The organism is Methylorubrum sp. POS3, assembly GCF_043352485.1.
GTDB classification, from domain to species: Bacteria; Pseudomonadota; Alphaproteobacteria; order Rhizobiales; family Beijerinckiaceae; genus Methylobacterium; species Methylobacterium suomiense.
Window position 1 is genome coordinate 4,339,828 of record NZ_JAPRBT010000001.1, and the last position, 21,990, is coordinate 4,361,817.

General features: G+C 68.2%; 21 protein-coding genes. 3 read left to right on the forward strand and 18 right to left on the reverse strand.

The window, feature by feature from the left end; genetic code table 11:
• Window positions 1-105: 105 nt before the first annotated feature.
• The gene (locus OWC43_RS20065) at window positions 106-990 is read right to left on the reverse strand and encodes an outer membrane protein (protein WP_137828891.1); all 885 of its coding nucleotides are present in this window, start codon (window positions 988-990) and stop codon (window positions 106-108) included.
• Window positions 991-1,352: 362 nt separating this feature from the next.
• Between OWC43_RS20065 and pyk the strand changes: the two genes are divergently transcribed.
• Entirely contained in the window at window positions 1,353-2,789 is a 1,437-nt protein-coding gene (gene pyk / locus OWC43_RS20070) for a pyruvate kinase (RefSeq protein ID WP_393958015.1), read from the forward strand.
• Between the two features lie 3 nt (window positions 2,790-2,792).
• Here pyk and OWC43_RS20075 read toward each other — a convergent pair whose 3' ends face one another.
• From OWC43_RS20075 to OWC43_RS20155, 17 genes are all read right to left on the reverse strand, one after another.
• On the reverse strand, window positions 2,793-3,785 hold the full coding sequence (locus OWC43_RS20075; RefSeq protein ID WP_393958016.1) for an alpha/beta fold hydrolase: 993 nt from the start codon (window positions 3,783-3,785) through the stop codon (window positions 2,793-2,795).
• A 17-nt stretch (window positions 3,786-3,802) separates the two neighbouring features.
• Window positions 3,803-4,417, reverse strand: coding sequence for a tetratricopeptide repeat protein (locus OWC43_RS20080; RefSeq protein ID WP_393958017.1), 615 nt, complete (start codon window positions 4,415-4,417; stop codon window positions 3,803-3,805).
• Between the two features lie 78 nt (window positions 4,418-4,495).
• Complete coding sequence (gene ykgO, locus OWC43_RS20085) at window positions 4,496-4,621, reverse strand: type B 50S ribosomal protein L36 (RefSeq protein ID WP_003601867.1); 126 nt, start codon at window positions 4,619-4,621, stop codon at window positions 4,496-4,498.
• Between the two features lie 158 nt (window positions 4,622-4,779).
• Window positions 4,780-6,126 (reverse strand): HlyD family type I secretion periplasmic adaptor subunit, encoded by a 1,347-nt coding sequence (locus tag OWC43_RS20090; RefSeq protein WP_393958018.1) that lies wholly within the window; start codon window positions 6,124-6,126, stop codon window positions 4,780-4,782.
• Complete coding sequence (locus OWC43_RS20095; RefSeq protein WP_393958019.1) at window positions 6,126-7,889, reverse strand: type I secretion system permease/ATPase; 1,764 nt, start codon at window positions 7,887-7,889, stop codon at window positions 6,126-6,128. The genes OWC43_RS20090 and OWC43_RS20095 overlap by 1 nt, the downstream gene beginning before the upstream one ends.
• Window positions 7,890-8,439: 550 nt before the next feature.
• Entirely contained in the window at window positions 8,440-9,555 is a 1,116-nt protein-coding gene (gene pufC / locus OWC43_RS20100) for a photosynthetic reaction center cytochrome PufC (RefSeq protein ID WP_393958020.1), read from the reverse strand.
• Window positions 9,552-10,529: a photosynthetic reaction center subunit M gene (pufM, locus tag OWC43_RS20105; protein ID WP_137828898.1), complete on the reverse strand. Its 978-nt coding sequence runs from the start codon at window positions 10,527-10,529 to the stop codon at window positions 9,552-9,554. Before pufM ends, pufC begins: the two co-directional genes overlap by 4 nt.
• A 108-nt stretch (window positions 10,530-10,637) precedes the next feature.
• Complete coding sequence (gene pufL / locus OWC43_RS20110; protein ID WP_393958021.1) at window positions 10,638-11,462, reverse strand: photosynthetic reaction center subunit L; 825 nt, start codon at window positions 11,460-11,462, stop codon at window positions 10,638-10,640.
• 75 nt (window positions 11,463-11,537) lie between these two features.
• Window positions 11,538-11,726 (reverse strand): light-harvesting antenna LH1, alpha subunit, encoded by a 189-nt coding sequence (gene pufA / locus OWC43_RS20115; protein WP_137828900.1) that lies wholly within the window; start codon window positions 11,724-11,726, stop codon window positions 11,538-11,540.
• Window positions 11,727-11,736: 10 nt separating this feature from the next.
• Window positions 11,737-11,970: a light-harvesting antenna LH1, beta subunit gene (pufB, locus tag OWC43_RS20120; protein ID WP_393958023.1), complete on the reverse strand. Its 234-nt coding sequence runs from the start codon at window positions 11,968-11,970 to the stop codon at window positions 11,737-11,739.
• Between the two features lie 140 nt (window positions 11,971-12,110).
• Window positions 12,111-12,335: a hypothetical protein gene (locus OWC43_RS20125; protein ID WP_137828902.1), complete on the reverse strand. Its 225-nt coding sequence runs from the start codon at window positions 12,333-12,335 to the stop codon at window positions 12,111-12,113.
• Between the two features lie 77 nt (window positions 12,336-12,412).
• The gene (gene bchZ / locus OWC43_RS20130; protein WP_393958024.1) at window positions 12,413-13,879 is read right to left on the reverse strand and encodes a chlorophyllide a reductase subunit Z; all 1,467 of its coding nucleotides are present in this window, start codon (window positions 13,877-13,879) and stop codon (window positions 12,413-12,415) included.
• Window positions 13,879-15,408 (reverse strand): chlorophyllide a reductase subunit Y, encoded by a 1,530-nt coding sequence (bchY, locus tag OWC43_RS20135; RefSeq protein ID WP_393958025.1) that lies wholly within the window; start codon window positions 15,406-15,408, stop codon window positions 13,879-13,881. The genes bchZ and bchY overlap by 1 nt, the downstream gene beginning before the upstream one ends.
• Window positions 15,409-15,411: 3 nt before the next feature.
• Window positions 15,412-16,416 (reverse strand): chlorophyllide a reductase iron protein subunit X, encoded by a 1,005-nt coding sequence (locus OWC43_RS20140; protein WP_393958026.1) that lies wholly within the window; start codon window positions 16,414-16,416, stop codon window positions 15,412-15,414.
• On the reverse strand, window positions 16,413-17,351 hold the full coding sequence (bchC, locus tag OWC43_RS20145) for a chlorophyll synthesis pathway protein BchC (RefSeq protein ID WP_393958028.1): 939 nt from the start codon (window positions 17,349-17,351) through the stop codon (window positions 16,413-16,415). The genes OWC43_RS20140 and bchC overlap by 4 nt, the downstream gene beginning before the upstream one ends.
• 103 nt (window positions 17,352-17,454) lie before the next feature.
• Window positions 17,455-18,603, reverse strand: coding sequence for a methyltransferase (locus OWC43_RS20150; RefSeq protein ID WP_393958029.1), 1,149 nt, complete (start codon window positions 18,601-18,603; stop codon window positions 17,455-17,457).
• A gap of 12 nt (window positions 18,604-18,615) precedes the next feature.
• Window positions 18,616-19,485: a polyprenyl synthetase family protein gene (locus OWC43_RS20155; protein ID WP_393958030.1), complete on the reverse strand. Its 870-nt coding sequence runs from the start codon at window positions 19,483-19,485 to the stop codon at window positions 18,616-18,618.
• A 105-nt stretch (window positions 19,486-19,590) separates the two neighbouring features.
• On the opposite strand from OWC43_RS20155, the gene crtD reads away from it, so the two are divergent.
• Window positions 19,591-21,126: a 1-hydroxycarotenoid 3,4-desaturase CrtD gene (crtD, locus tag OWC43_RS20160; protein WP_393958032.1), complete on the forward strand. Its 1,536-nt coding sequence runs from the start codon at window positions 19,591-19,593 to the stop codon at window positions 21,124-21,126.
• Complete coding sequence (locus OWC43_RS20165; RefSeq protein ID WP_393958034.1) at window positions 21,084-21,980, forward strand: carotenoid 1,2-hydratase; 897 nt, start codon at window positions 21,084-21,086, stop codon at window positions 21,978-21,980. Before crtD ends, OWC43_RS20165 begins: the two co-directional genes overlap by 43 nt.
• The last annotated feature ends 10 nt before the right edge of the window (window positions 21,981-21,990 follow it).

Consider the following 21,990-nt stretch of genomic DNA (forward strand, 5'->3'; position numbering starts at 1 on the left):
GTGCGCGAATTCACCCTGGCCGTTGGATCCAGGTGGGTCCTCCTGAAACGCGAACGGGCGCCCCGAGGGGCGCCCGTTCGTTCCCACTGAATAAGCGGAAGGCGATCAGTAGGCGCTGAACTTGTAGTTGAAGCCGGCGCGGATCAGGCTGCCTTCGGTCTTGAAGGTCGAGGTGTAGCTGGTGGCGGCGTTGCCGGGCAGGACGCCCTGCACAACGATGCTGCGGCCGCCGAGATCGTAGCGGATGTATTCCGCCTTGATCGTTACGTCGGACTTGATGCCGAGGAAGCGACCGAATGCGAAGTAGTTGAGGAACGATTCGGCCGGAATGGCGTACTCGATGCCGCCACCGTAGTTGTAGCCGGTCTCGAACTGCTTGTCGTAGCCGCCGACGAACTGCAGAGGCTGGCCCTGCGCGGCGGTGCCGAAGAAGGAGGCGCCGTAGGCAACCTGACCGAAGGCCAAACCACCGGTCCCGTAAACGAGGAACCGATCGAAGGCGTAGCCGATCTTGCCGTTCACGGTGCCGAGATAGTCGAGGTTCTGCGTGTAGACGCTGGCGTTCGGCGTGGCCGGGAACAGGCCGCCGACGGTGTTCGGCGAGCCGAGGAAGCCGCGGTTCTTCTCCAGATCCGTCCAGGTGATGTCGAACGCCGCGCCGACGACGAAGCCGGAGCCGGGCGTGAACTGCAGGTTATAGCCGAAGCCGCCGCCGATCTTCGAGAAGCCGTCGACTTCGCTCTTGAGCGAGGCGGGGCGGAAGTTGTTGGCAACGTTTAGAGCCGTGCCGGCCTGATTGCCGACCGTGCGGATGTTCGGGTTGTCGGTGAAGGCGTAGCCGGTGTGCAGGCCGGCATAGAAGCCGGTCCAGGTGAAGACCGGAACCGGCGAGAAGACCGGCGGCGGCTCGGCCCGGCGCGGAAGGTCGGCAGCCAGGGCCGCGGAGGTCGCGAGCGCCGCTGCGCCGCCGAGGAGGAAAGCTTTGATCACGAGGTGCCGCCTTGGAGAGCTGAATTTGTAGCGTAACCGTAGCAGCCTTACGGCCACGCTGCCTATGGCAACGAAGCAACACGTAGCGACCGCCTGCCTCTTGTTGCGATGCACGCCGGTCCCACCGGTCAGGACGTTGATCATTCGAATGTTTCGACTGCCGATTGTCGGCGCCCGACGACTCGCAAAAAGGGCTGCCGTTGCGCTCGGCAAGACGACCTTGACCTGTGGGGCCCAGGGATGCTTCTGGCGCCGGAAGCCCCCGTCCGGCCGCCAGCGCCCCATCCCGCCGCGCGGCAGCCGGGCCGTTCCCGCCCTCGCGCTCCCGCGACCGGCGGGTCCAGCGGGTCATGGAGGCTGGATTGAAGCGCTCGCGCCGTACCAAGATCGTCGCAACCCTGGGGCCGGCCTCCGACACGCCGGAGATGATCACCAAGCTGTTCCAGGCCGGCGCGGACGTATTCCGCATCAACATGAGCCACTTGGACCGCGCCAAGCTGCCGGAGCGGATCGAGGTGATCCGCACGATCGAGCGTGAAGCGAAGCGGCCGATCGGCATCCTGGTCGATCTCCAGGGCCCGAAGCTGCGGCTCGGCACCTTCGTCGATACCGCGGCCGAGCTGGAGAACGGGCAGAGCTTCGTGCTCGATTCCGATCCGACCCCGGGCGATGTGCACCGCGTCTACCTGCCCCATCCGGAGATTCTCTCGGCGCTCGAGCCCGAGCACACCATTCTGATCGACGACGGCAAGCTGCGCCTGATCGTGACGGAGGTCAGCGAGGGCCGTGCGGTCACGCGCGTCGAGGTCGGTGGCCGCATCTCGAACCGCAAGGGTGTGTCGCTGCCCCAGACGGTCATTCCGGTGCCGGCGATGACGGACAAGGACCGGGCGGACCTCGAAGCCGGCCTCGCCGCGGGCGCCGACTGGATCGCCGTGTCCTTCGTTCAGCGTCCCGAGGATGTCGCCGAGGTCAAGAAGGTCGCCGCCGGCCGCGCCCTGGTCATGGCTAAGATCGAGAAGCCGCAGGCGCTCACACGCCTCGACGAGATCATCGAGATTTCCGACGGCATCATGGTCGCCCGCGGCGATCTCGGCGTGGAGATGCCGCTGGAGCAGGTGCCCGGCGTGCAGAAGCGCATCACCCGTGGCGCCCGTCGTCTCGGCAAGCCGGTCGTCGTCGCGACGCAGATGCTCGAATCGATGATCACCGCGCCCGTGCCGACACGCGCCGAAGTGTCGGACGTCGCCACAGCCGTCTACGAGGGCGCGGATGCCGTGATGCTCTCGGCCGAGAGCGCGGCCGGCGCCTTCCCGGTCGAGGCGATCACCACCATGAGCCGCATCGCCGAGCAGGTGGAGCGGGACGCGCTCTACTGGTCGATCCTGACGGCGCAGCGCACCGCCCCCGAGCCGACCGCCTCGGACGCCATCGCGGCGGCCGCCCACCAGATCGTCGAAGCGTTGGGCCTGCGCGCCATCATGGCCTGGACCCATTCGGGCTCGACGGTCCAGCGCCTCGCCCGCTCGCGGCCGAATGCCAGCGTGATCGCGCTGACGCCGAAGCGCGAGACGGCCCGCCGGCTCACCATGGTCTGGGGCACGCACCCGATCGTCACCAAGGATGCGAGCGACATCGACGACATGGCGTTCCGGGCGGCGAAATTCGCCGTGCGCGAACGTTTTGCCGAACTCGGCGACCGGGTCATCGTCGTTGCGGGCGTGCCCTTCGGCATTCCCGGCGCCACCAACATGGTGCGCATCGCCTTCGTGACCCGGGAGCACGCCGAACAGGCGTAAATCTCACTGCCGCCCGAGCAACGCCTCCGTCTCCCGCACCAGGGCGTCGGGGGCGGTGTAGGTGATCATGTGTCCGGCGCCCGGCAGCACCACGAGGCGCGCGCCGGGCACGGCACGGCTCAACGGCTCCGCCTGCTTCGCCGTGACGACGACCGGATCGCCCTCCCCGGTCACGATCACGGTCGGTAGTCGGAGCGAGGCATAAAGTGGTGCCTGCTGCGCTAGAGCCGCCGGCAGGCCGGCCAGATCCTGGATGTTGGCAAGCGCCGATCCCGGTCTGAGGATCAGCGCGGCGCGGCTCTTCTCGACATAATCCTCCACCGGCGGCTCGGGCCGGAATACCCCGCGGGCGACGCCGGGCAGGTAATACAAGCCGAGGGGTACCGCGATCGTGCGGGTCAGCAGCCATGTCACCGGCGGTTTCAGCGCGAGATCGGCCCACCACGGGAGGGGCATCGGCGGGAACGGCATGGCGACCGGCGCGACGAGAACCAAACCGGCGATGCCCTTCGGCCGATCGAGGGCCATCCGCAGAGCCAGTGCCCCGGACCATGAATGGCCCATGAGAATCACCGGTCCGAGGCCGAGCCGGTCGATGGCGTCGGCCAGCATCCTGGCCTGGAAGGCCGGCGTCGCGGCCTCGGCCCCGGCAAGCCGATCGCTGCCGCCATAGCCGGGACGATCGAACGAGACGACGCGGAATCCGGCAGCGGCAAGGCGCCGGCCGACGCCTTCCATCGGGTCGTAGGCATTGGCCGATGCGCCGTGTAGCAGCACGATCGTTGCCCGTGGGCCGTCTCGCGGGCCATCCTCGAGATAAGCGACCGACCCGCCTGGAACGGGAATGCGATGCCCGGCCGGCGGATGGCGCGCTTCGACCCTGGCGGCGATCAGCAGCGTTGCGGCAGCGGCAACACCGAGCACGAGGATGATCAGGCCGGCGGCCAAGGCCAGGAAGCCGGCGGCGAAGCGCAGGATGACGAAGGGGTCAGGCACGGATCACGGCGACCGGATCAGAGGTCGCGACCATCTACCTCGGGCCGCAAGCGGTCGATCGCCTTCTTGAGGACGTCCCAGCGGGGATAGAGCGCTTCTGCGCGACGGAAGGCGTCCATGGCGCGGCCTTTGTCGTCCGCCGCGAGGTAGAGCTTGCCGAGGGCCGCCCAAGCCTCGAAATGGCGGGGCTCCAGCACGAGGGCGCGCTGAAGATCGGCGATGGCACTCGCCGAATCGGATAGCCGCCAGAACAAGGTGGCCCGACGGCTCCAGCCCTCGGCCCAGTCGGGCTCCAGAGCGACGGCCCGGTCCATCAATTCGACGGCGAGGGCCAATTCGTTGCCGGCCATGGCTTGGCGGGCGCGGTCGGAGAGGAGGTCGGCCGTCGCACTTCCGGAGCGGCCGAGGCGACGCTCGATCAACGTGGCGATGGCTTTGGACTCGGCCTCGTCGTCCGATTCCTTCAAGCGCTTGTACAGATCGTCGAGGCTGACGGGAGGTGGCGCCTTGCGCTCCTTCTCCGGTTGCTCGCGCCTGCCCTGCTCGGGATTGGCCGGAGCGGCCGACGCGCTTGTCCCCGCCAGGATCAGGGCGAGGAGGAGGGTCAGGCTCGGGAGCGGGTGGGCGGGCATGTCGCCAGCATCCACCCGGTCGCCGGGGGCGTCAACGCGCCCGGGCGCCGCGCCCGCAGCGGGCGGCGGCGCGTCCGATCAGCCCTGGCGGGCCTTGAAGCGCTTCTGGGTCTTGTTGATCACGTAGACCCGGCCCTTGCGGCGCACGAGTTGGTTGTCGCGGTGACGGCCGCGCAGCGACTTGAGCGAGTTGCGAATCTTCATCGGTCTCACGTCGGCACGGATCGAGACCGGCCGCCTGTTGTCAGAAAGTGTTTCTCGGAACGGAGCGCCGCGGACGGCACTCCGGCGATGGCGGTTTATGACATCGCGGGAAGGCCGCCGCCATATCAGACAAAAGCCTTCGCAGGCAAGGTGTCGCCTCAGCGCTCGCGCCACGCTTTCGCCAGCTGGTCGGTCAGCGGCTTCACCAGATAGGAGAGCACCGAGCGCTCGCCGACCTGCGTGTAGGATTCCACCGGCATGCCGGGCACGAGCCGGAGGCCGTTGAGATTGTTCTTCTCGCCGTCGTCGATGCGAATTCGGGCCGTGTAATAGCTCATCCCGGTCTTGGGATCCGTGGTCACATCGGCCGAGACGCGCATGACCTGTCCGTCGACCTCCGGCGTCGTGCGCATGTTGAACGCGGAGAAGCGCAAGGTCGCCTTCTGTCCGACGCGGACATTGTCGATGTCCTGGGGCTGCACCCTGACCTCGACGAGGAGCTGATCGGCGGTGGGGACGATCAGCATGGCCGGCTCGCTCGGCGTCACGAGGCCGCCGATGGTGTGCACGGTCAGCTGGTGGACGTAACCGTCCTGGGGTGCGCGCAGGTCGATGCGCTTGAGCTGGTCCTCCGCAGCGACACGCTTCTCGCGCAGTTCCGACCACTTGCCGCGGATATCGGCCAGATCCTTGCCGACCTCGGTGCGCATCTCCTGGTCGATCTGGTAGATCTGCAACTCGGTCTCGGCGATCTTGCCGCGGGCCGAGGCCGTCGAAGCGATGAGCTGGCCGCGCTCGCCCTCGATCCGCGCGCCGTCGCGCTCCAGCGCCGTGACGCGCGACAGCGGCACGAGGTTCTTGGAATAGAGCTCGCGCACGCCCTTCAGTTCCTGGCCGATCAGGACGATCTCACGGTCCTTGGCCGCCGCCTGATCGGTGAGGCCGAGGATTTCCTGGCGAAGCTGCTGAACGCGCTCGCGCAGCTGCGCCTTCTGGCCCTCGCGACCGGCGACACGGGAGACGAACAGCCGCGTTTCGCCGTCGATGAGGCGGGCGACCGTCGGGTCGGTGTTGAGCCGCGAGAGAAGTTCGTCGGGGAAAGCGATGGTCTTGTGGCCGTCACGCTCGGCCTCGTCCCGGGCTTGGCGGGCGGCGAGTTCGTCCATGGCCTTCAGGACGATGTCGAGATTGGCTCGGGTCTGCGTCTCGTCGAGGCGGATCAAGACATCACCCGCCGACACCTTCTGGCCCTCGCGCACGAGGAGCTGACCGACGACGCCCCCCGTCGGATGCTGGACCTTCTTCACATCCGTCTCGACGACGAGCTGACCCGGTGCGATCACCGCGGCCGAGACATGGGTGAAGGTCGCCCAGCCGCCGATGCCGAAGACGAGGGCGACGCCGAGACCGAGGGCGACCGCGAGATGGCGGCGGATCGAACCCAGAGCGGTCGGTCGCGGCAGAGCCGGATTGAGGCCGACCATCGGAGCGAGGCTCGAGGACATCAGGCGCTCTCCTGCATGCCGGGAATGTTGCCTTTGGCGACCTGCTGCGCGGCGACCGGTGCCGCCACCGGCGCGGGAGCCGGACGCAACACCCGCTTCAGCACCTCGTCCTTGGGTCCGAAGGCCTGGGCGCGCCCATCGGCCAGCATCAGGATCAGATCGACGGCCGCCAAGGCGCTGGGACGGTGGGCGACGACGATGCAGATGCCGCCGCGCTGACGGACGCTGAGAATCGCCTGGGTCAGTGCGTTCTCGCCCTCGCTGTCGAGGTTGGCGTTGGGCTCGTCGAGAACCACGAGGAACGGGTCGCGGTAGAGGGCGCGCGCCAGTCCGATGCGTTGGCGCTGGCCGGCGGAGAGGCCGGCTCCGCCCTCGCCGATGCGGCTGTCGTAGCCCTCGGGCAGGCGCAGGATCAGCTCATGGACGCCGGAGGCGCGCGCCGCGGCGATGACGAGTTCGGACGGCGCGTTCGGCTCGAACCGCGCGATATTCTCGGCAACGGTTCCGGCAAACAGCTCCACCTCCTGCGGGAGGAAGCCGACATGGACGCCGAGGTCGGTGCTCGACCATTGATCGAGCGCCGCGCCGTCGAGGCGTACCTTGCCGCGGATCGGCGGCCACACGCCGACGATCGCCCGCACCAGGGAGGACTTGCCGGAGGCCGACGGGCCGATCACGCCGACGCCCTGCCCGGCCTCCAGCGTGAAGCTGACATCCTGAATGACCACGCGCGGGGTGCCGGGCGGAGCGACGCTGACACCCTCCACCGCCATGGTCTGGGTCGGAGCCGGCAGGGTATGCGGCTGCTCGGTCGCGGGCAGCTTGGCGAAGAGGTCTGTGAGACGGCGCCAGCTCTGACGGGCGGCAACGAACCCCTTCCAATTGCCGATGGCGAGTTCCGCTGGCGCGAGGGAGCGGGAGACGAGGATCGAGCCGGCGATGATGATGCCGGCGGTGGCCTCGGCATGAATCACGAGCCAGGCGCCGAGCGCCAGCACGCCCGATTGCAGGGCCATGCGGAACACCTTGGAGCCGGCACCGTATCCGCCGCCGACATCCGCCACGGTCTGGTTGGCGGAAAGGTATTCGCGGTTGGCGAGGGCCCAGCGGGCAGCCAAGCGCTGCTGCATGCCCATCGCGGCCAAGACCTCGGCGTTGCGACGGCTCGAATCGGCGAGCCCGTTGCGGCGGAGGCCATGTCCCGTAGCGGCCTGGGTCGGGGCCTTGGTTGCCCGATCGGTCAGGAACGTGAGGCCCGCCAGGATCAGCGAGCCGGCAATCGCCGCGATGCCGATATAGGGATGGAACAGAAAGCAGATGCCGATATAGATCGGCATCCACGGCAGGTCGAAGAACGCCGACGGGCCGGTTCCCGATAGAAAACTCCGGATTTGATCGAGATCGCGCAGGGGAAGTAGACCGTCGCCGGGTATCGCACCCTTCAGCGGTGCGCGGACGATGATGTCGAAGACCCTCGCGCTCAGCGATTCATCGAGCGCGGCGCCGATCCGCGCGAGGATGCGCGAGCGGATCGCCTCCAGCACGCCCTGAAAGCCGTACAGTACGAGGGCGAGTACGCTGAGGCCGATCAGCGTCGGCACGCTGCGGCTCGGGATCACGCGGTCATAGACCTCCAGCATGTAGAACGAGCCGGTGAGGTACAGGATATTGACGAGGCCGCTCATCACGGCGACGCCGATGAACGCCGCCTTGCACTGCCTCAATGCGGCAGCGATCTCGTTGTGGTCGCGCCCTCGATTCACCGCTCTGGCCCCCCGTCCTCCGGCGTACGCCCCACCACCGTCGTGGCATGCGCCGCCCAAATGCTTCGGACGTCCAGCCTTCATATTCGTAAATGCGTCCAAATTTAAGCGATGGGTCTGCGTATCGCGCCGATGAGCAATGTTGCCGCGATCAAGGCTTGCGCACACCGGCACAATTCTTATTGTATATAACAATATCCAGCCGATTTGGCGGAGTTCTATAATTCATATAGTGTAAGATTCTGAGTTTATCTCATATGTCAATGAATGTCCACGACCATGCAATAATCGAATGATAATATCTGTTGGAAAACGATTATTATTTGTAATAAAACTTAAGATCTATGTATTCTGATGGTGCGATCCGGCTGTCCACCGATTTTGTGCACTATAGGAAGGCATAGAACAGATCCGGGTGACGTGACACGTGGCCACTCAACACGGAAAGTTGTCTGCCTTCGCGGCTTGGGTGTGATGAAAAATGCCGCCGGCCCGAGGAGACGGGCCGGCGGCTCAATGACCGAGCGCCTGGTTTAGTTCGCCGAATTGCCTATTGCGGCGGATTCGGAGACGGCTCCTTTGTCGGCTCCTGGGCGGGAGCCTTGCCGGGTTCCTGGGTCGCCGCCGCATCGGCCGTCACCTGCGTGAGTTCCGGGTAGGTCTCGACCACGTGGGCACCCGCAAGGGGCTTGTTCTGGCCGTTATGGCAGGTGGCACAGTTGAGCTTCGGCGCGTCGCCGGTGGGCCCGAGGCGGTTGGCCGGGAAGGTGGAGGTCAGCGGCTCGATGTAGTCGCCGTTGAGGTCTCGCACCATCCGGATCGCGTGCCAGGCCAGAGTGCGCTGCGGCGTGCTCTGCGACCAGTTCGAGATCGCCCGGGTGTTGTGGCAATAGGTGCAATTCACCCCGAGCGCCGACGACATGTGGATCATCAGGCCGTAGGTCTTCTCCGCGGCCTGGATCGGCTTGCCCTTGCTTTCGGGCAGAGCGGTCGTGGCGTTGACGCGGATCAGGTTCTCGTCGACGTTCTTCTTGCCGAAGAACTCGCTCAGGGTGTCGTAGGGGAGCGAGGCGAGGCCGACCGAGGGTGACGCCATGTTCTGGCCGTTGTTGCGCGGCGTGAACGCGGTCTTGTAGTTCGGACCCGGGTTCTCGAACCAGATGTTCTTCGGCACCGGCTGTCCGCGGTGGCAGGTGTAGCAATTCACGCCCGCCTCGCCGACATGCTTCTCCTTCCAGCTGGTGTTGATGTGCTGCACCATCTGGATCATGCGCCGGGCGACCTTCTTCTGATAGAGGCTGTCGTCGGCCATGTTCTCCGTGTTGTGGCAGTAGGTGCAGCCCTGCTCGGGGGCGACCCATTCGGTCATCGAGGTCATCAACCGGTTGAATTCCTCGACGCTGACGTCCTTGAGCACCTGGACGTTCTCGTAGGTCGTCCCGGCCTTCTCGCTGCCCTGCTCCACCGGTTCGGCCGGATCCGGGGCGACGTTGGCGGCCTTGAGCGCGGCCGCCCCCGCCTTGGTCTGGATCTGATCCATGCCGGTGCCGCGGTAGCCGTGCTGCTGGGCCAGGATCGGCGGTCGGGTCCAGCCAGCGGTGCCGAACTGGGCGATGGTGAGGAACGCGGCGACCACCGCCGCCGCGACGAGGAGCAGGGTCTTCATGGCGTCCCTCCCGGCGTGCTCAGCGGATCGGTGATCGGCCCGTAGACCTGCGGGTAGGCCGGCGCGACGCCGTGCTTGACCGCCCAGAGGTACCAATTGTCGACCACCGTGCCGGTGAGCAGGATGCCGATCCCGCCGGTGATTGTCGTCAGCACCGCGAACCACCACGCCCAGCGGTGGATCGATTCCATCGTGGCGTTGAAGCCCATGGTCCAGCGCCAGAACAGGGCGGCGCGCTCGGTGGCCGTGCCGCGGTCGACGATCTGGTCGATCTCACGCTCCGCGCCGTAGCGGCTCGTCGCGAGGATCGTCCCGCCATGCATGGCGAAGAGCAGCGTCGATCCGTACAGGAACGCGATCGAGAGCATGTGGAACGGGTTGTAGAACAGATTGCCGTAACGGAGCGAGAACGCCGCGGTCCAATCAAGGTGCGGGAAGATGCCGAAGGGCACCGCCTCGCTCCACGAGCCCATCATCAGCGGGCGGATGAAACCGAGCACGAGATAGAGCCAGATCGCTGCGGCGAAGGCCCAGGCGGTGTGCGAGCCGAGCCCCAGCGCCTTCGCGCGGCGGTACATGCGCACCCACCATAGCAGGATCGAGGCGGTGAGGAAGAAGCCGGCGATCAGCCACCATCCCCCTTCGTTCAGCGGCGGAAGTACCTTGAGCCCGTGCTTGGGCAGCGGCGGTTCCAGCGCCAGCCAGGGTAGCTGACGCACGAACTGGATCGGATCCCAGTTCACGGAGGCCAGCATGTTGAGGCCGATGATCTCGAAGGCGATGAGCCCGCAGGTCAGCGACAGCGCCCCGAGATAGCCACCGTAGATCGGCCCGACCTGCGAATTGCCGATGAGGCCGAACAGGTAGCTGTTGAACGGTCGGCCGACGCGGTTGTCGACGGCCACCGGGATGCCGTGTTCCGGCTCGCGCGGGCGCACCTGAACCGCGGTGAAGATGTTCTGATAGTAGGCCACGGGTTCTCCCTCCCTGGACCTACGGTCGCCCGAGGTGACCCTCGTGCCCGTCGATCGATCGTTCCACGGATGAAGCGGCCGGCGCGGACGCCGGCCGACGAGGTCGGTTCAGCGCCAGATCGGCAGGTTGAGCCACCAGCCCCACCATTCGGGCCACCCTTGCGTCCAGAACGGGCCGCTGATGACGATGCAGACCGCGCTCCAGAAGCCCGCCGAGAGGGCCAGGAACAGGCCGAGCCGGTGGATGCCGAGGGTGCCGATCGAGTAGCCGATCGTGTCGCGGAAATAGGTGTCCTCGTGTTCCGGCGTCTTGACGGACTCGCCCTTAGGCGGATTGGTCGAGGACAGGATCAGCGAGCCGTGGAGCGCCAGCGCGAAGGTCGTGGTGAAGAAGAACGTCACCGCGAGCATGTGCGCCGGGTTATAGTGGAAGTGCAGGTACTGGTATCCGGTGTTCGACACCCAATCGAGGTGACTGAGGATGCCGTAGGGGAAGCCGTAGCCCCAGGCACCCATCAGGAACGGACGGATCACCACGAGCGTCACGTAGGCGAAGATCGCCACCGAGAAGGCAAACGGCACGTGGTAGCCGATGCCGAGCTTGCGGCAGATCTCGACCTCGCGCAGGGCCCAGGACGAGAACGACCCGACCGCGCAGAAGGTGATGATCTGCCACAGGCCCCCCTCCTTCAGGGGCGCCAGCGCCAATCCGTATTTCAGGTCCGGCGGGGCGATGTTGATCTGCCAGATGTTCCAGGTCGGGCCGATGGCGGCGCCGTAGATGACCAGCGCGGTGCCGAGCACCGTGAAGAACATCCCCGTGACGCCGAAGAAGCCGACGTAGAACGGGCCCAGCCAGAAATCGAAAAGGTCGCCGCCGAGCAAGGTGCCGCCGCGGACCCGGTATTTGCGCTCGAAACTCAGCATCGCCATGGGGCGGTTCCTCCCGGGTGGTCGGAGAGGGAATGCCGCGGGCAGGCGAGGCCCGTCCGCGGCGGAGGTGTCGTGTCAGCCCGGCATGGTCGGGAGGACGAGACTGTGAGCGGCGGCCGCCTTGGCGTCCTTCGGGCCTTCCAGCCAGTTGAACCGGTCGGTGCTGAGCAGGATGAAGTGGATCAGCAGCGCCAGGATGAACAGGAAGGTGAAGAGCGCCACCAGCGTGCGGCGCGGATCGAACAGAAGCCAAACCTTGTGCATGCGAGCCTCCTCAGACGATCATCGAGACGAGGCCGTGCGCGGCCTGTGTCACGCCGTCGAGCATGGCGTAGCCCTTCGGCCCGGGAAGCCAGGGGCGCCACAGCCAGACGAGGATGTGGGCGACCACGGCGATCGCCGTGAAGATGATGAAGCTCGTCAGGAAGATCGCGTGGAACTCCTTGGCTTCCGGTTCCGTCAGCCCCGACAGGCTGCTCGGTCTTTCGGTGGTCACTCCGTTGGCCATCGATTGAACCTCCGCTGGTTGGGCCGCGCCCTTGAGGGACGCAGCGGGTGACGCCGCAACTCGATGACATCGCGGCGTAGGATCCCCCGTGACACCGCACGGAAGTGTGTTTCGCCCGTCGGATCGTCTGGCCGATGCGGCTAGCCCATGAAGGCGAAGGGGATCGCCGAGACCGCCATGGCCTTGGCTTCGCTGAAGACCGAGCGGCGGATCGCGGGCAGCCCGCGCCGCGGCTCCGCATGACCCGGGAGCACACGCTGCACCAGGGCGGCGGCGAGGAAGAACGGATAGGTCGCCGCCAGGATGATCCGGAACTGGATCGCCTCGCTGTGCTGGCGCGACGGAGCGGTCAGGGAGCGTTGCATGGACGGGCTCTCCGCGATGGGTCCGGGATTGGCTGGCGCCGGACGGTGAAAGGGGGATGCGAGGGGGGAAGCGGCGCTCACGCGGCGGCCCCCATCGTGAGGTCGGCCTGGGCCCGCTCGACATGGGCGGGCGCGACTTGGCTTGCCGCCGCCCGGCGGGCGGCCCGCTCGGCGGCGTCGCGCAGGCGCTTGGCGGCCGAGATACGCACCAGCACCGGCTGCGCCTCGACCAGGGCTTCGAGCTTCTCCCGCGCCGCACTGTCCCACGGCAATTCGCGATGGCTTCGCGCGGGTGTCGCCTCGACCGCATCCATGTCGCGGGCGAGCGGCAGGATGTGGAAGAGCATGTCGAACAGGGCGTTGCAGACTTCCTGAACGAGGTAGGTCGCGCCGGAATAGCCCATGAACGGCGTTCCGGTGTGCCGCCGGATGATCGCGCCGGGGAAGGAGGCCGGCACGTAGACCGCCCGCCCACCCGCCTCGGCGAGATACATCCGCTCGTTGAACGAGCCGAACAGGACGAGCGGCGGGTTCGCGCGGATCGCCTCGCGCACGGCGGCGTTGTCGGGCTTCGTCCCGGCGCTGCGGCTGAACGCGAAATGGCAGGGCAGCCCCATCTCGACTTCGAGAAAATTCCGTACGCCACGGGCGTAGGTCTCGGTGGCGACGATGCCGAAGCTCGCCGTCCCGAAGAAATCCTGCGTCACCGAGCGCCACAGGTCCCAGACCGGTTTGATCGTGGTGTGCCGCTCGCGCTCGATGAAGGGTTCCGGGTCGAGGCCGAGGATCTCGCCCAGCGAGCGCAGGAACTTGGTCGTCGAGAGCACGCCGATCGGCGCCTGCAGATAGGGCCGCGCCAAGCTCTCGCAGAGTAACCGGCCGAACTCGCGGTAGAGGCAGATATTGGCATCGGCATTCACGAGCTTCGGCACGTCGGCCAAATGCGAGCCGAGGGGGAAGGTCAGGTTCACCTCGGCGCCGATGCCCTCGACGAGGCGGCGGATCTCGGCGAGATCGGAGGCCATGTTGAAGGTGCCGTAGGCCGGGCCGAGGATGTTGACCCGCGGCTTCTCTCCGGGCTTTCGCTCGGGCCGGGCCGGAATGCCCTTCTTGGCGAAGCGCTTCGCGCCGTATTCCTGCCAGAGCCAGGACATCGCCCGGTCGGCCGCTTGCCACTGGTCCTCGTCGATGGTGCGCGGCAGGAAACGCTGGAGACCGGTTCCTTCCGGGGTGACGCCGCCGCCGATCATCTCGGCGATCGATCCGGTGACCACGACGCTCGGCTGGCCCGGATCGAGCGTGGCATGCGCCCGCTTCATCGCGCCCTCGGTCCCGTGGCGGCCGAGTTCCTCCTCCGCGAGACCGGTGACGACGATGGGCAGTTCGTGCGGTGGCAGCGCGTCGGTGTAGTGGAGCACCGAGGTGACGGGCAGATTCTCGCAGCCCACCGGGCCGTCGATGACGACCTGGAGCCCCTTGATCGCGGTGAAGACGTAGACGGCGCCCCAATATCCGCCGGCGCGGTCGTGATCGAGGACGAGCATCAGGCCATCTCCCCGATCGGTTTCAGGGGCGCGGCGGCCTTCGGCGACGCCTTGCGGGTCGGGATCTCCTGCCAGATGCCGGCGGCATGCCCGGTGCCGACGCCCTCGAAGAAGTCCCGCATGGCGTCGAAGCGCGGTTTGTTGGCGAGAGCGGCGTTGATCACCCGGGCGAGCGAGCCGGCACCGGCGGCCCCCATCAGGGGGCGGGCCGAGATCAGGTTGGTGAAGTAGAGGGCCGGCGTGCCGCGCTCCTTGGCATGCTGCACCACCGGCGTCGTCCCGATGGCGAGATCGGGCCGAAATTCGTGGAAGGCCGCGAGATCGTCTTCGAGCGAAGCCCGGTAGCGAATGGTGACACCGCGCGCCTCAAGCCAGACCCGATCCGGCTCGGACCAGGGCGTGCGCGGACAGGCGGTACCGACGTAAGGCACCTCGGCCCCGCTCTCGACGAGGAGGCGGGCGACCAGAAGCTCGGAGCCCTCGTAGCCCGAGAGCGTGATGCGGCCCTTGATCGGCATGGCTGAGAGTGCGCCGCGGATGGCCGGCAGCAGCCGGTTCTGCGCTGCCGCAATCGTCTCCGACGGCACATCGCAGGCTCGACCGATGGCGGCGAGCCACTCGGCGGTTCCGTCATGGCCGACCGGGGCGGAGCCGACGATCGGGCGGCCGGCCGCCTCGAATTCACGGATGCTTGCCGTATAGAACGGATGGATCGCTGCGACGGCACCGGCATCGAGGGCGCCGTAGAGTTCGCGCCACTCGCGCGTCGGAACCACCGGCCCGGCCGCGAGCCCGAGCGGTTCGAGGAGGCCGCCGATCACCACCGGATCGGCCGGGAACATCTCGCCGAGAAGCGCCACGCTCGGGCGCTCGGACCGGCCGCCGCGGGGCGCCTGGACCGGCCCCTGCTCGGCCTCGCCGCGGGCGAATTTGAGCATCGCGCCGGCCAGCACGTCCTTGGCCTCGGCGTGGGTCGGCACGCCGAAGCCCGGCACGTCGATGCCGATGATGCGGACGCCACCGATCTCCTTCGGGAGCAGGCGGAGGGGCACGCCCGACGCGGTGGGGACGCAGAGATTGATGACGACGACGGCGTCGCACTCCTCGGGTCTCGCCGAGGCGTGGACCGCCTCGCGGATGTCCTCGAACAGCTTGCCGGTCACCAGCGTCTCGGAATTAAACGGGACGTAGCCGACGGAGCGGCGGGCGCCGTAGAAATGCGAGGTGAAGGTCAGCCCGTAGACGCAGCAGGCCGAGCCCGACAGGATCGTCGCCGTCCGCCGCATCCGCAGGCCGACGCGCAAGCTCCCGAAGGCCGGGCACATGCTCTGCGGCTGGTCGTGGGGTCCCGCCGGATAATCCTGTCGCAGCTGCTCGAGAGTTTCGGACATGCCGGCCGCTTCGGCAGCCGCCCGCATCGCGTCCTTCCCCGCGTGGCAGCCGAGCCCGTCGCCCTTGGTGGCGTCCAGGTTGACGGCATCCGCCGGGCTGCGGGCGCGAAGGGCTGCGATGTCGAGGGAGACGGCCATGCCTCAGACCTCGTCGTAGACGACTTCGAGGGACGGCTTGACCAGCGTCGAGACCCCGCACATGTCCTCGAGCGTCGCGGGCTCCAGCACCACGTCCCGCCCCGTCGTCGCGCTGGAGAACAGCCCGAGCAGGCCGTCCTGCGTGAGCGGGGTCGGTCGATGCGGCGCGGCCTCGGCCACGTTCTGCGCGAGCTCCGCGAAGAGCGGACCCCAGCGCCCGTCGGGCCGGCCGATGATCTCGTAATTCGCGCTCTTGCGGCGGATGTCCTCGTTGGCCGGGATCGAGGCCAGAACCGGAACGCCCGCAGCCTCCGCGAAAGCCTGCGCCTCGCCGGTCCCGTCATCCTTATTGATGACGAGGCCGCCGACGCCGACATTGCCGCCGAGCTTGCGGAAATACTCCACCGCCGAGCAGACGTTGTTGGCGACGTAGAGCGATTGAAGGTCGTTGGAGCCGACGACGATGACCTTCTGGCACATGTCGCGGGCGATCGGCAGGCCGAAGCCGCCGCAGACCACGTCGCCGAGGAAATCGAGCAGGACGTAGTCGAAGCCCCAATCGTGGAAGCCGAGTTTCTCGAGCAGTTCGAAGCCGTGGATGATGCCGCGGCCGCCGCAGCCGCGCCCGACCTCAGGGCCGCCCAGCTCCATCGCGTAGACGCCGTCGCGCTTGAAGCAGACGTCGCCGATGGCCACGGGCTCGCCCGCGAGCTTCTTGCGGGTGGAGGTCTCGATGATCGTCGGGCAAGCCTTGCCGCCGAACAGCAGCGAGGTCGTGTCGCTCTTCGGATCGCAGCCGATCAGCAGCACCTTCTTGCCCTGTTGGGCCATCATGTAGCTGAGATTGGCCAGGGTGAACGACTTGCCGATGCCGCCTTTCCCATAGATCGCGATGATCTGGGTCTCGCGCTTCACGGGTCCGGTGGCGACGGGATCCGGCTCGCGGGCGGCCTCCTCGCGCAGCCGCTCCGCGGCGTTCAGCGACGCCTTGTTCAGCTGGACGTTCATGAGCAGGCCCTCCAGTCGAGGATCATCTTCAGGCAGGCCGGATCGGTGAAGGCGGTGCGATAGGCCTCCTGGGCCCGGTCCGCGGACAGGCGGTGGGTGATCAGCCCATCGAGCGACAGGCTGCCGCTCCGGATCAGGGCACTCACCGCGGCGAGGTCGTCCGGGCGCCATTCGGCCGAGACGCGGATGCGGGCCTCGCGCATGAAGGCAGGCGGGAAGGCGAAGGCGAGCGGCGCCTCGTAGAAGCCGGCAAGCACGATCTCGCCCTGCGGTGCGAGGCGGGCGATCAGCGTGTCCAGAAGTCCGCCGCTGCCACTCACGTCGGTGATGGTGGCGTAGTCGCGGGTCGTGTCGTCCTCGGGCGCGAGGACCGGGTAGCCGAAGCGACCCTCTCGCCGCACGGCATCGCGCTCCCACACCACGGGCTGGCCGCCCGCCAGCAGGGTGAGCCGGGCGAGCAGACGCCCGAGCACGCCGTGCCCGACGATGAGGTTGGCGGTGCCGGGCGTGACGCCGGACAAGGCGTGATAGGCGGTGGCGGCGAGCGCGATCAGGCAGGCTCGGTCGCCGAGGCCGGCATCGACTGGGACCAGGCGCGCCGCCGGGACGACGAGATGGGAGGCGGCGCCGCCGAACAGGCCGCGCACTTCGCCGAAACAGCGGGCACCGGGCACGAACACGGTCTGGCCGAGAGCGAGCCCGGAGGCCGGATCGGCCGCGATCACGGTACCGACGGATTCGTAGCCGGGGACGAGGGGGTAGCCCATACCGGGAAAGGGCGGCATCCGGCCCGACCAGAGCAGGCGCTCGGTGCCGGTGCTGATCCCGCTCCAGGACACGGCGACCACCGCGTCACCTCCGGCCGCGGGCGTCAGCGCGAGGCGGTTGAGCGCCAAGTGCTCCGGTCGCTCAAGGACGACGGCCAAAGCCTCCATGTCCCCGCCTCCGCCCCGATCATTGCGACTCTGCCGATTGGAAGAGCGCTTAATGTCATCCTAGACTTACACTGATGTGCGTCAAGCTATCTTTACACACCGATCAGCGCTTTGCCGTGATCATCCGGGCGAGCAGGGGGCGGCGCGTCGGGCGCTCGCGGATGTCGGTGAAGCCGGCGCGGGTGAGCATCGCGGTGAGTTCGTCCGCTCGGCGCGGGCGCCCGCTGCCCATGGCCAAGAGGTAGAAGCCGAAATAGGCGTCGCCAACCGGCTCCGCGCCGGGTGTCCCGGCCATCGGCTCGGCGATGGCGACGAGCCCGCCGGGGGGAAGTGCCGCGTGGACCGCGCGCAGGAGGGCTTCGACGACGGCGTCGTCGTGATCGTGAACGACCCGCACCAGCGAGATCGCGTCGGCGCCGGTCGGGAGGTTTCCGTCCGAGAAGCTGCCGCCATGGCACGTGACGCGCGAGGCGAGACCGCCAGCGGCGAAGCGGACGCGCGCGCGTTCCGCAACAGGCGGCAGGTCGAACAGGCACAGGGACAGGTTCGGATGTCGCCGACCCGCCTCGCTCAGGAACACGCCCTCGCCGCCCCCGATATCCATGAGGCAGGTGCGCCCGTTCAGCGGCAGCGCGTCGAGAACGTCGCCCGCGATGAAGGCCTGGGAGGCCGCCATCAGGCCGCTGTAGGCCGCGACCGAGTCGGGTCGAATGGCCTCGACGCCCTCGGCATAGGGCCAGTAGCGCGAGAGGCGCGTTTGATCGGACGGGCCGCGCAGCAGCGCGACGGGGTCGGCGAGGTCGGCATAGAGCATGGCATGGTGCTCGACCATCGCAGCGATCGAGGGATTGCCGATCATCGCGGCCCCGAGGTCGGCGAGGCTGAAGCGGCCATCAGGAAGTCGGGACAGCAGTTTCAAGGCGACAGCGGCCTTCAGGAGCGTCAGAGCGCGTTCGGGCGGCAGGTCGAGCCGGCGCGCGATGATTTCGGGCGCGAGCGGTCCGGGCCGCAGCAAACCAAAGAGGTCGAGGCGCACGCAGGCGAACAGAACCTGCGCGTAGACGAATCCCGCGCAGAGATCGAACAGCGCTCGCGTGTTCCGTTGCGCGATTCCGCGGGTCAATGGGAAGCCCGCCGCCCACCGTTGGAAGGCCGGGCGCGCTACAAGTCCATTGCGAAAGGCGAGCCATCGCTCGCGCCAGCCGTGTCGGGGCGCCGCCGGCGGTTCGGTGCGGGCCGTCGCGGCGGTCATGGGTTCGTCGCCTCAGGCCATGGCAGGGCGGAGGGAGGCGGGCAGGAACAGCCGGCTCTGCGCCTCGATCTCGGCCCGGATCGCTTCCAGGCCGGGGCAGGCCGGAATCACCTCGATGGCCTCGCGGGTGAGTCGCGCGAGGCGGTCGAGCGCACCGCCCAAGCCGAGAAGCGCCGCCGCGTTGGGTCGCCCGAGAGTGGCATCGCGCCCGGCCGGCTTACCGATTTCCTCCTGGCGGCAGGCGACGTCGCGCAGATCGTCGGCAACCTGATAGGCCTCGCCGAGACATTCGCCGAGGAGGCGCCAGGGCAGCGGGGCAGCCCCGGCGGCGGCGGCCCCGGCGACGGTCGCGGCTGCGAAGAGCGCGCCGGTCTTAGCCTGCTGGTAGGCGCTCAGATCGACATGCGCCTCGGATTCCCAGGCCTGACCGGCGACGATGCCGGCCGGCGAGCCGGCGGCGCGGGCGACGAGGCCGACCAGGGCGGCGAGCCGCTGCGGCCGGCGCGCGGCGCTGCGGGCCAGTGTCTCGAAGGCGGCGACAATCAGCGCGTCGCCGGTGAGGACCGCCAGCGGCACGCCGAACGCGGCATGAACCGAGGGCTTTTGACGGCGAACGGCGGCATCGTCGAAGCAGGGCAGGTCGTCGTGGACGAGGCTCGCGCAATGCAGCAGCTCGATCGCCGCTGCGGCCGCATCGGAGGCCGCCGGATCGTCGTCGCCGCAGGCGAGGGCCACTGCGAGGCAGAGGCGCGGGCGGATGCGGTGGCCGCCGGGGAAAACGGCGTAGCGGATGGCTTCGGCCAGCTGCGGCGGCGCTCCGGGCGCCTCGAGATGCGAGACCGCCACGTCGAGCGCTGTTTCGATCCGCCGGCCGACATCCATGGCGCTCTTCCTATGTCAACTCATGTTGTCTCTTTGTATGTCATCTCAGATTGACACTTTCCGGGATCGGGATCAACGCTGACCTGAGGGCATACCGGGGGAGTCGTGGCGGAGAAGCGCGTCATCGTCGTCGGCGCCGGCATCGGTGGTCTCGCCGCAGCCCTGACGCTCGCGGCACGGGGATTCGACGTGACGGTGCTTGAGCGCGCCGACACCGTCGGCGGAAAGATGCGCTCCGTGGCCGTCGGCCCCGTACCGGTCGAAGCCGGGCCGACCGTCTTCACCATGCGTTGGGTGTTCGAGGAATTGTTCTTCGAAGCCGGCGCCTCGCTCGCCGCCGAAGTTCGGTTGCAAGCCGCCTCGCTGCTGGCTCGTCACGCTTGGAGCGCGGGCGAGCGACTCGATCTGTTTGCCGACATCGATGCCTCGGCCGAGGCCGTCTCCGCCTTTGCCGGCCCGCGAGAGGCCGATGGCTACCGCCGCTTCTGTGCGCGAGCCGCCGAGGTCTATCGCACGCTGGAAGGGCCCTTCATCCGTTCCGATCGACCGAACCCGGTCGAGCTCGGCAAGCGCGTCGGCCTCAGCGGCATCGGCGATCTCTGGCGGATCCAGCCCTTCGCGACCCTCTGGTCGGCCTTGGGCGACCATTTCCGCGATCCTCGTCTGCGCCAATTGTTCGGCCGCTACGCCACCTATTGCGGGGCCTCGCCCTTCGCAGCGCCTGCCACCCTGATGCTGGTGGCCCATGTCGAACAGTCCGGAATCTGGACGGTCGAGGGCGGCCTGAGCCAGCTCGCCCGCGCCGTGGCCGATCTCGCCGAGCGGCGCGGTGCGCGGATCCGCCCCTCGGCCCATGTGGCCCGGATCCTGACCCAGGGCGGACGCGTCGCGGGTGTCCAGCTGGCCGACGGGGAAAGACTCGCGGCGGATGCCGTAATTGCGGGCGGCGATGTGGCGGCGCTCGGCGCGGGATTGCTCGGACCCGACGTCGCGGCGGCGGGGGATCGCGTGCCGCCCCGCGAACGGTCGCTCTCGGCGGTGACATTCTGCCTGCATGCGCGGGCGCGAGGCTTCCCGCTGGCCCATCACACCGTGTTCTTCTCCGCCGATTACCGCGCCGAATTCGACACGATCCTGCGCGGACGGCGTCTGCCGCCCGACCCCACCGTCTATGTCTGCGCTCAGGATCGGGATGAGATGGTCCGAGCTCCCGAGGGACCCGAGCGCCTGCTCGTCCTCGTCAATGCGCCCGCCGATGGCGGTGAGCGCCGCTTCACACCGCAGGAGATCGCTGCATGCGAGACGAGCTGGACCCGGAAGCTGGCGGCCTGCGGGCTGAGTCTGAACTCGGCGGCCCCCGCCACGGTGACCACGCCGGACGGGTTCTCGGGGCTGTTTCCGGGGACCGGGGGGGCCCTCTACGGTCGAGCGTCCCACGGCTGGACGGCGACCTTCAAGCGACCGGGCGCGCGGACGCGGGTGCCGGGGCTCTACCTCGCGGGGGGCAGCGTGCATCCGGGTCCGGGCGTGCCGATGGCGGCGCAGTCCGGCCGGCTCGCGGCGGCGGCACTGATCGAGGACCTCGCTTCGACGCCGACGTGGCGCGGGGCGGCTATGTCTGGTGGTACGTCGACGCGCTGAGCGACGACGGCCGCCAAGGCCTCACCATCATCGCCTTCATCGGCAGCGTCTTCTCGCCCTACTACGTCTGGGATGCGCGGCAGGACCCCTTCGCACACTGCGCCATCAACGTCGTGCTCTACGGGGCCGACAAACGCTTCGCCATGACCGAACGCAATGCCCGGTCCTTGGCGCGCGACGCCACCTCCATCGCCATCGGCCCGTCCTCACTTCAGTGGGACGGAAGCGTGCTGACGATCCATCTCGACGAGCGCTCCGCGCCAATTCCGAGGGCGCTACGCGGCACCGTCCGGGTGCGCCCGCAGGCCATCACGGCGCAGCCTTTCACCCTGGACAGCCAAGGGCTGCATCGCTGGTGGCCGATGGCGCCGTCCTGCGAGGTCGAGGCGGCCTTCACGGCGCCGGATCTCGCGTGGCGCGGCAGCGGCTATCTCGACACCAATGACGGCGACGGACGGCTGGAGGACGCCTTCACCGATTGGACATGGTGTCGGGCGTCGATGAAGCGCGGCTCGGCGATTCTCTACGACGTCCGTCGAAAGGACGGCAGCGGCCAGAACCTCACCTTGCGCTTCGACGGCGACGGTCGCCGGCGGGAAATGCCCGCGCCGCTGGCCGCCGCGCTACCGAGGACGAGCTTCTGGAGAATGCCGCGCGCGACCCGCAGTGACGACGGGCAGGCCCGCGTGGTCGAGACCTTCGAGGACACGCCGTTCTACGCCCGCTCGCTCCTCGCCTCGACGCTCGACGGCGAACAGGTGCGACCGGTGCATGAGAGCCTGTCGCTCGGGCGCTTCAGGCACCCGGCCGTGCAGTTCATGCTGCCGTTCCGGATGCCGCGGCGGATTGCCTGAATCGGGACAA

Excerpts from the sequence above, each read along its gene's own strand:
- OWC43_RS20080 (WP_393958017.1), bottom strand. The coding sequence starts at position 4,417 with ATGCCCGCCCACCCGCTCCCGAGCCTGACCCTCCTCCTCGCCCTGATC.
- ykgO (WP_003601867.1), bottom strand. The coding sequence starts at position 4,621 with ATGAAGATTCGCAACTCGCTCAAGTCGCTGCGCGGCCGTCACCGCGAC.
- OWC43_RS20090 (WP_393958018.1), bottom strand. The coding sequence starts at position 6,126 with ATGTCCTCGAGCCTCGCTCCGATGGTCGGCCTCAATCCGGCTCTGCCG.
- pufC (WP_393958020.1), bottom strand. The coding sequence starts at position 9,555 with ATGAAGACCCTGCTCCTCGTCGCGGCGGCGGTGGTCGCCGCGTTCCTC.
- pufL (WP_393958021.1), bottom strand. The coding sequence starts at position 11,462 with ATGGCGATGCTGAGTTTCGAGCGCAAATACCGGGTCCGCGGCGGCACC.
- pufA (WP_137828900.1), bottom strand. The coding sequence starts at position 11,726 with ATGCACAAGGTTTGGCTTCTGTTCGATCCGCGCCGCACGCTGGTGGCG.
- pufB (WP_393958023.1), bottom strand. The coding sequence starts at position 11,970 with ATGGCCAACGGAGTGACCACCGAAAGACCGAGCAGCCTGTCGGGGCTG.
- OWC43_RS20125 (WP_137828902.1), bottom strand. The coding sequence starts at position 12,335 with ATGCAACGCTCCCTGACCGCTCCGTCGCGCCAGCACAGCGAGGCGATC.
- bchZ (WP_393958024.1), bottom strand. The coding sequence starts at position 13,879 with ATGCTCGTCCTCGATCACGACCGCGCCGGCGGATATTGGGGCGCCGTC.
- bchY (WP_393958025.1), bottom strand. The coding sequence starts at position 15,408 with ATGGCCGTCTCCCTCGACATCGCAGCCCTTCGCGCCCGCAGCCCGGCG.
- OWC43_RS20140 (WP_393958026.1), bottom strand. The coding sequence starts at position 16,416 with ATGAACGTCCAGCTGAACAAGGCGTCGCTGAACGCCGCGGAGCGGCTG.
- bchC (WP_393958028.1), bottom strand. The coding sequence starts at position 17,351 with ATGGAGGCTTTGGCCGTCGTCCTTGAGCGACCGGAGCACTTGGCGCTC.
- OWC43_RS20150 (WP_393958029.1), bottom strand. The coding sequence starts at position 18,603 with ATGACCGCCGCGACGGCCCGCACCGAACCGCCGGCGGCGCCCCGACAC.
- OWC43_RS20155 (WP_393958030.1), bottom strand. The coding sequence starts at position 19,485 with ATGGATGTCGGCCGGCGGATCGAAACAGCGCTCGACGTGGCGGTCTCG.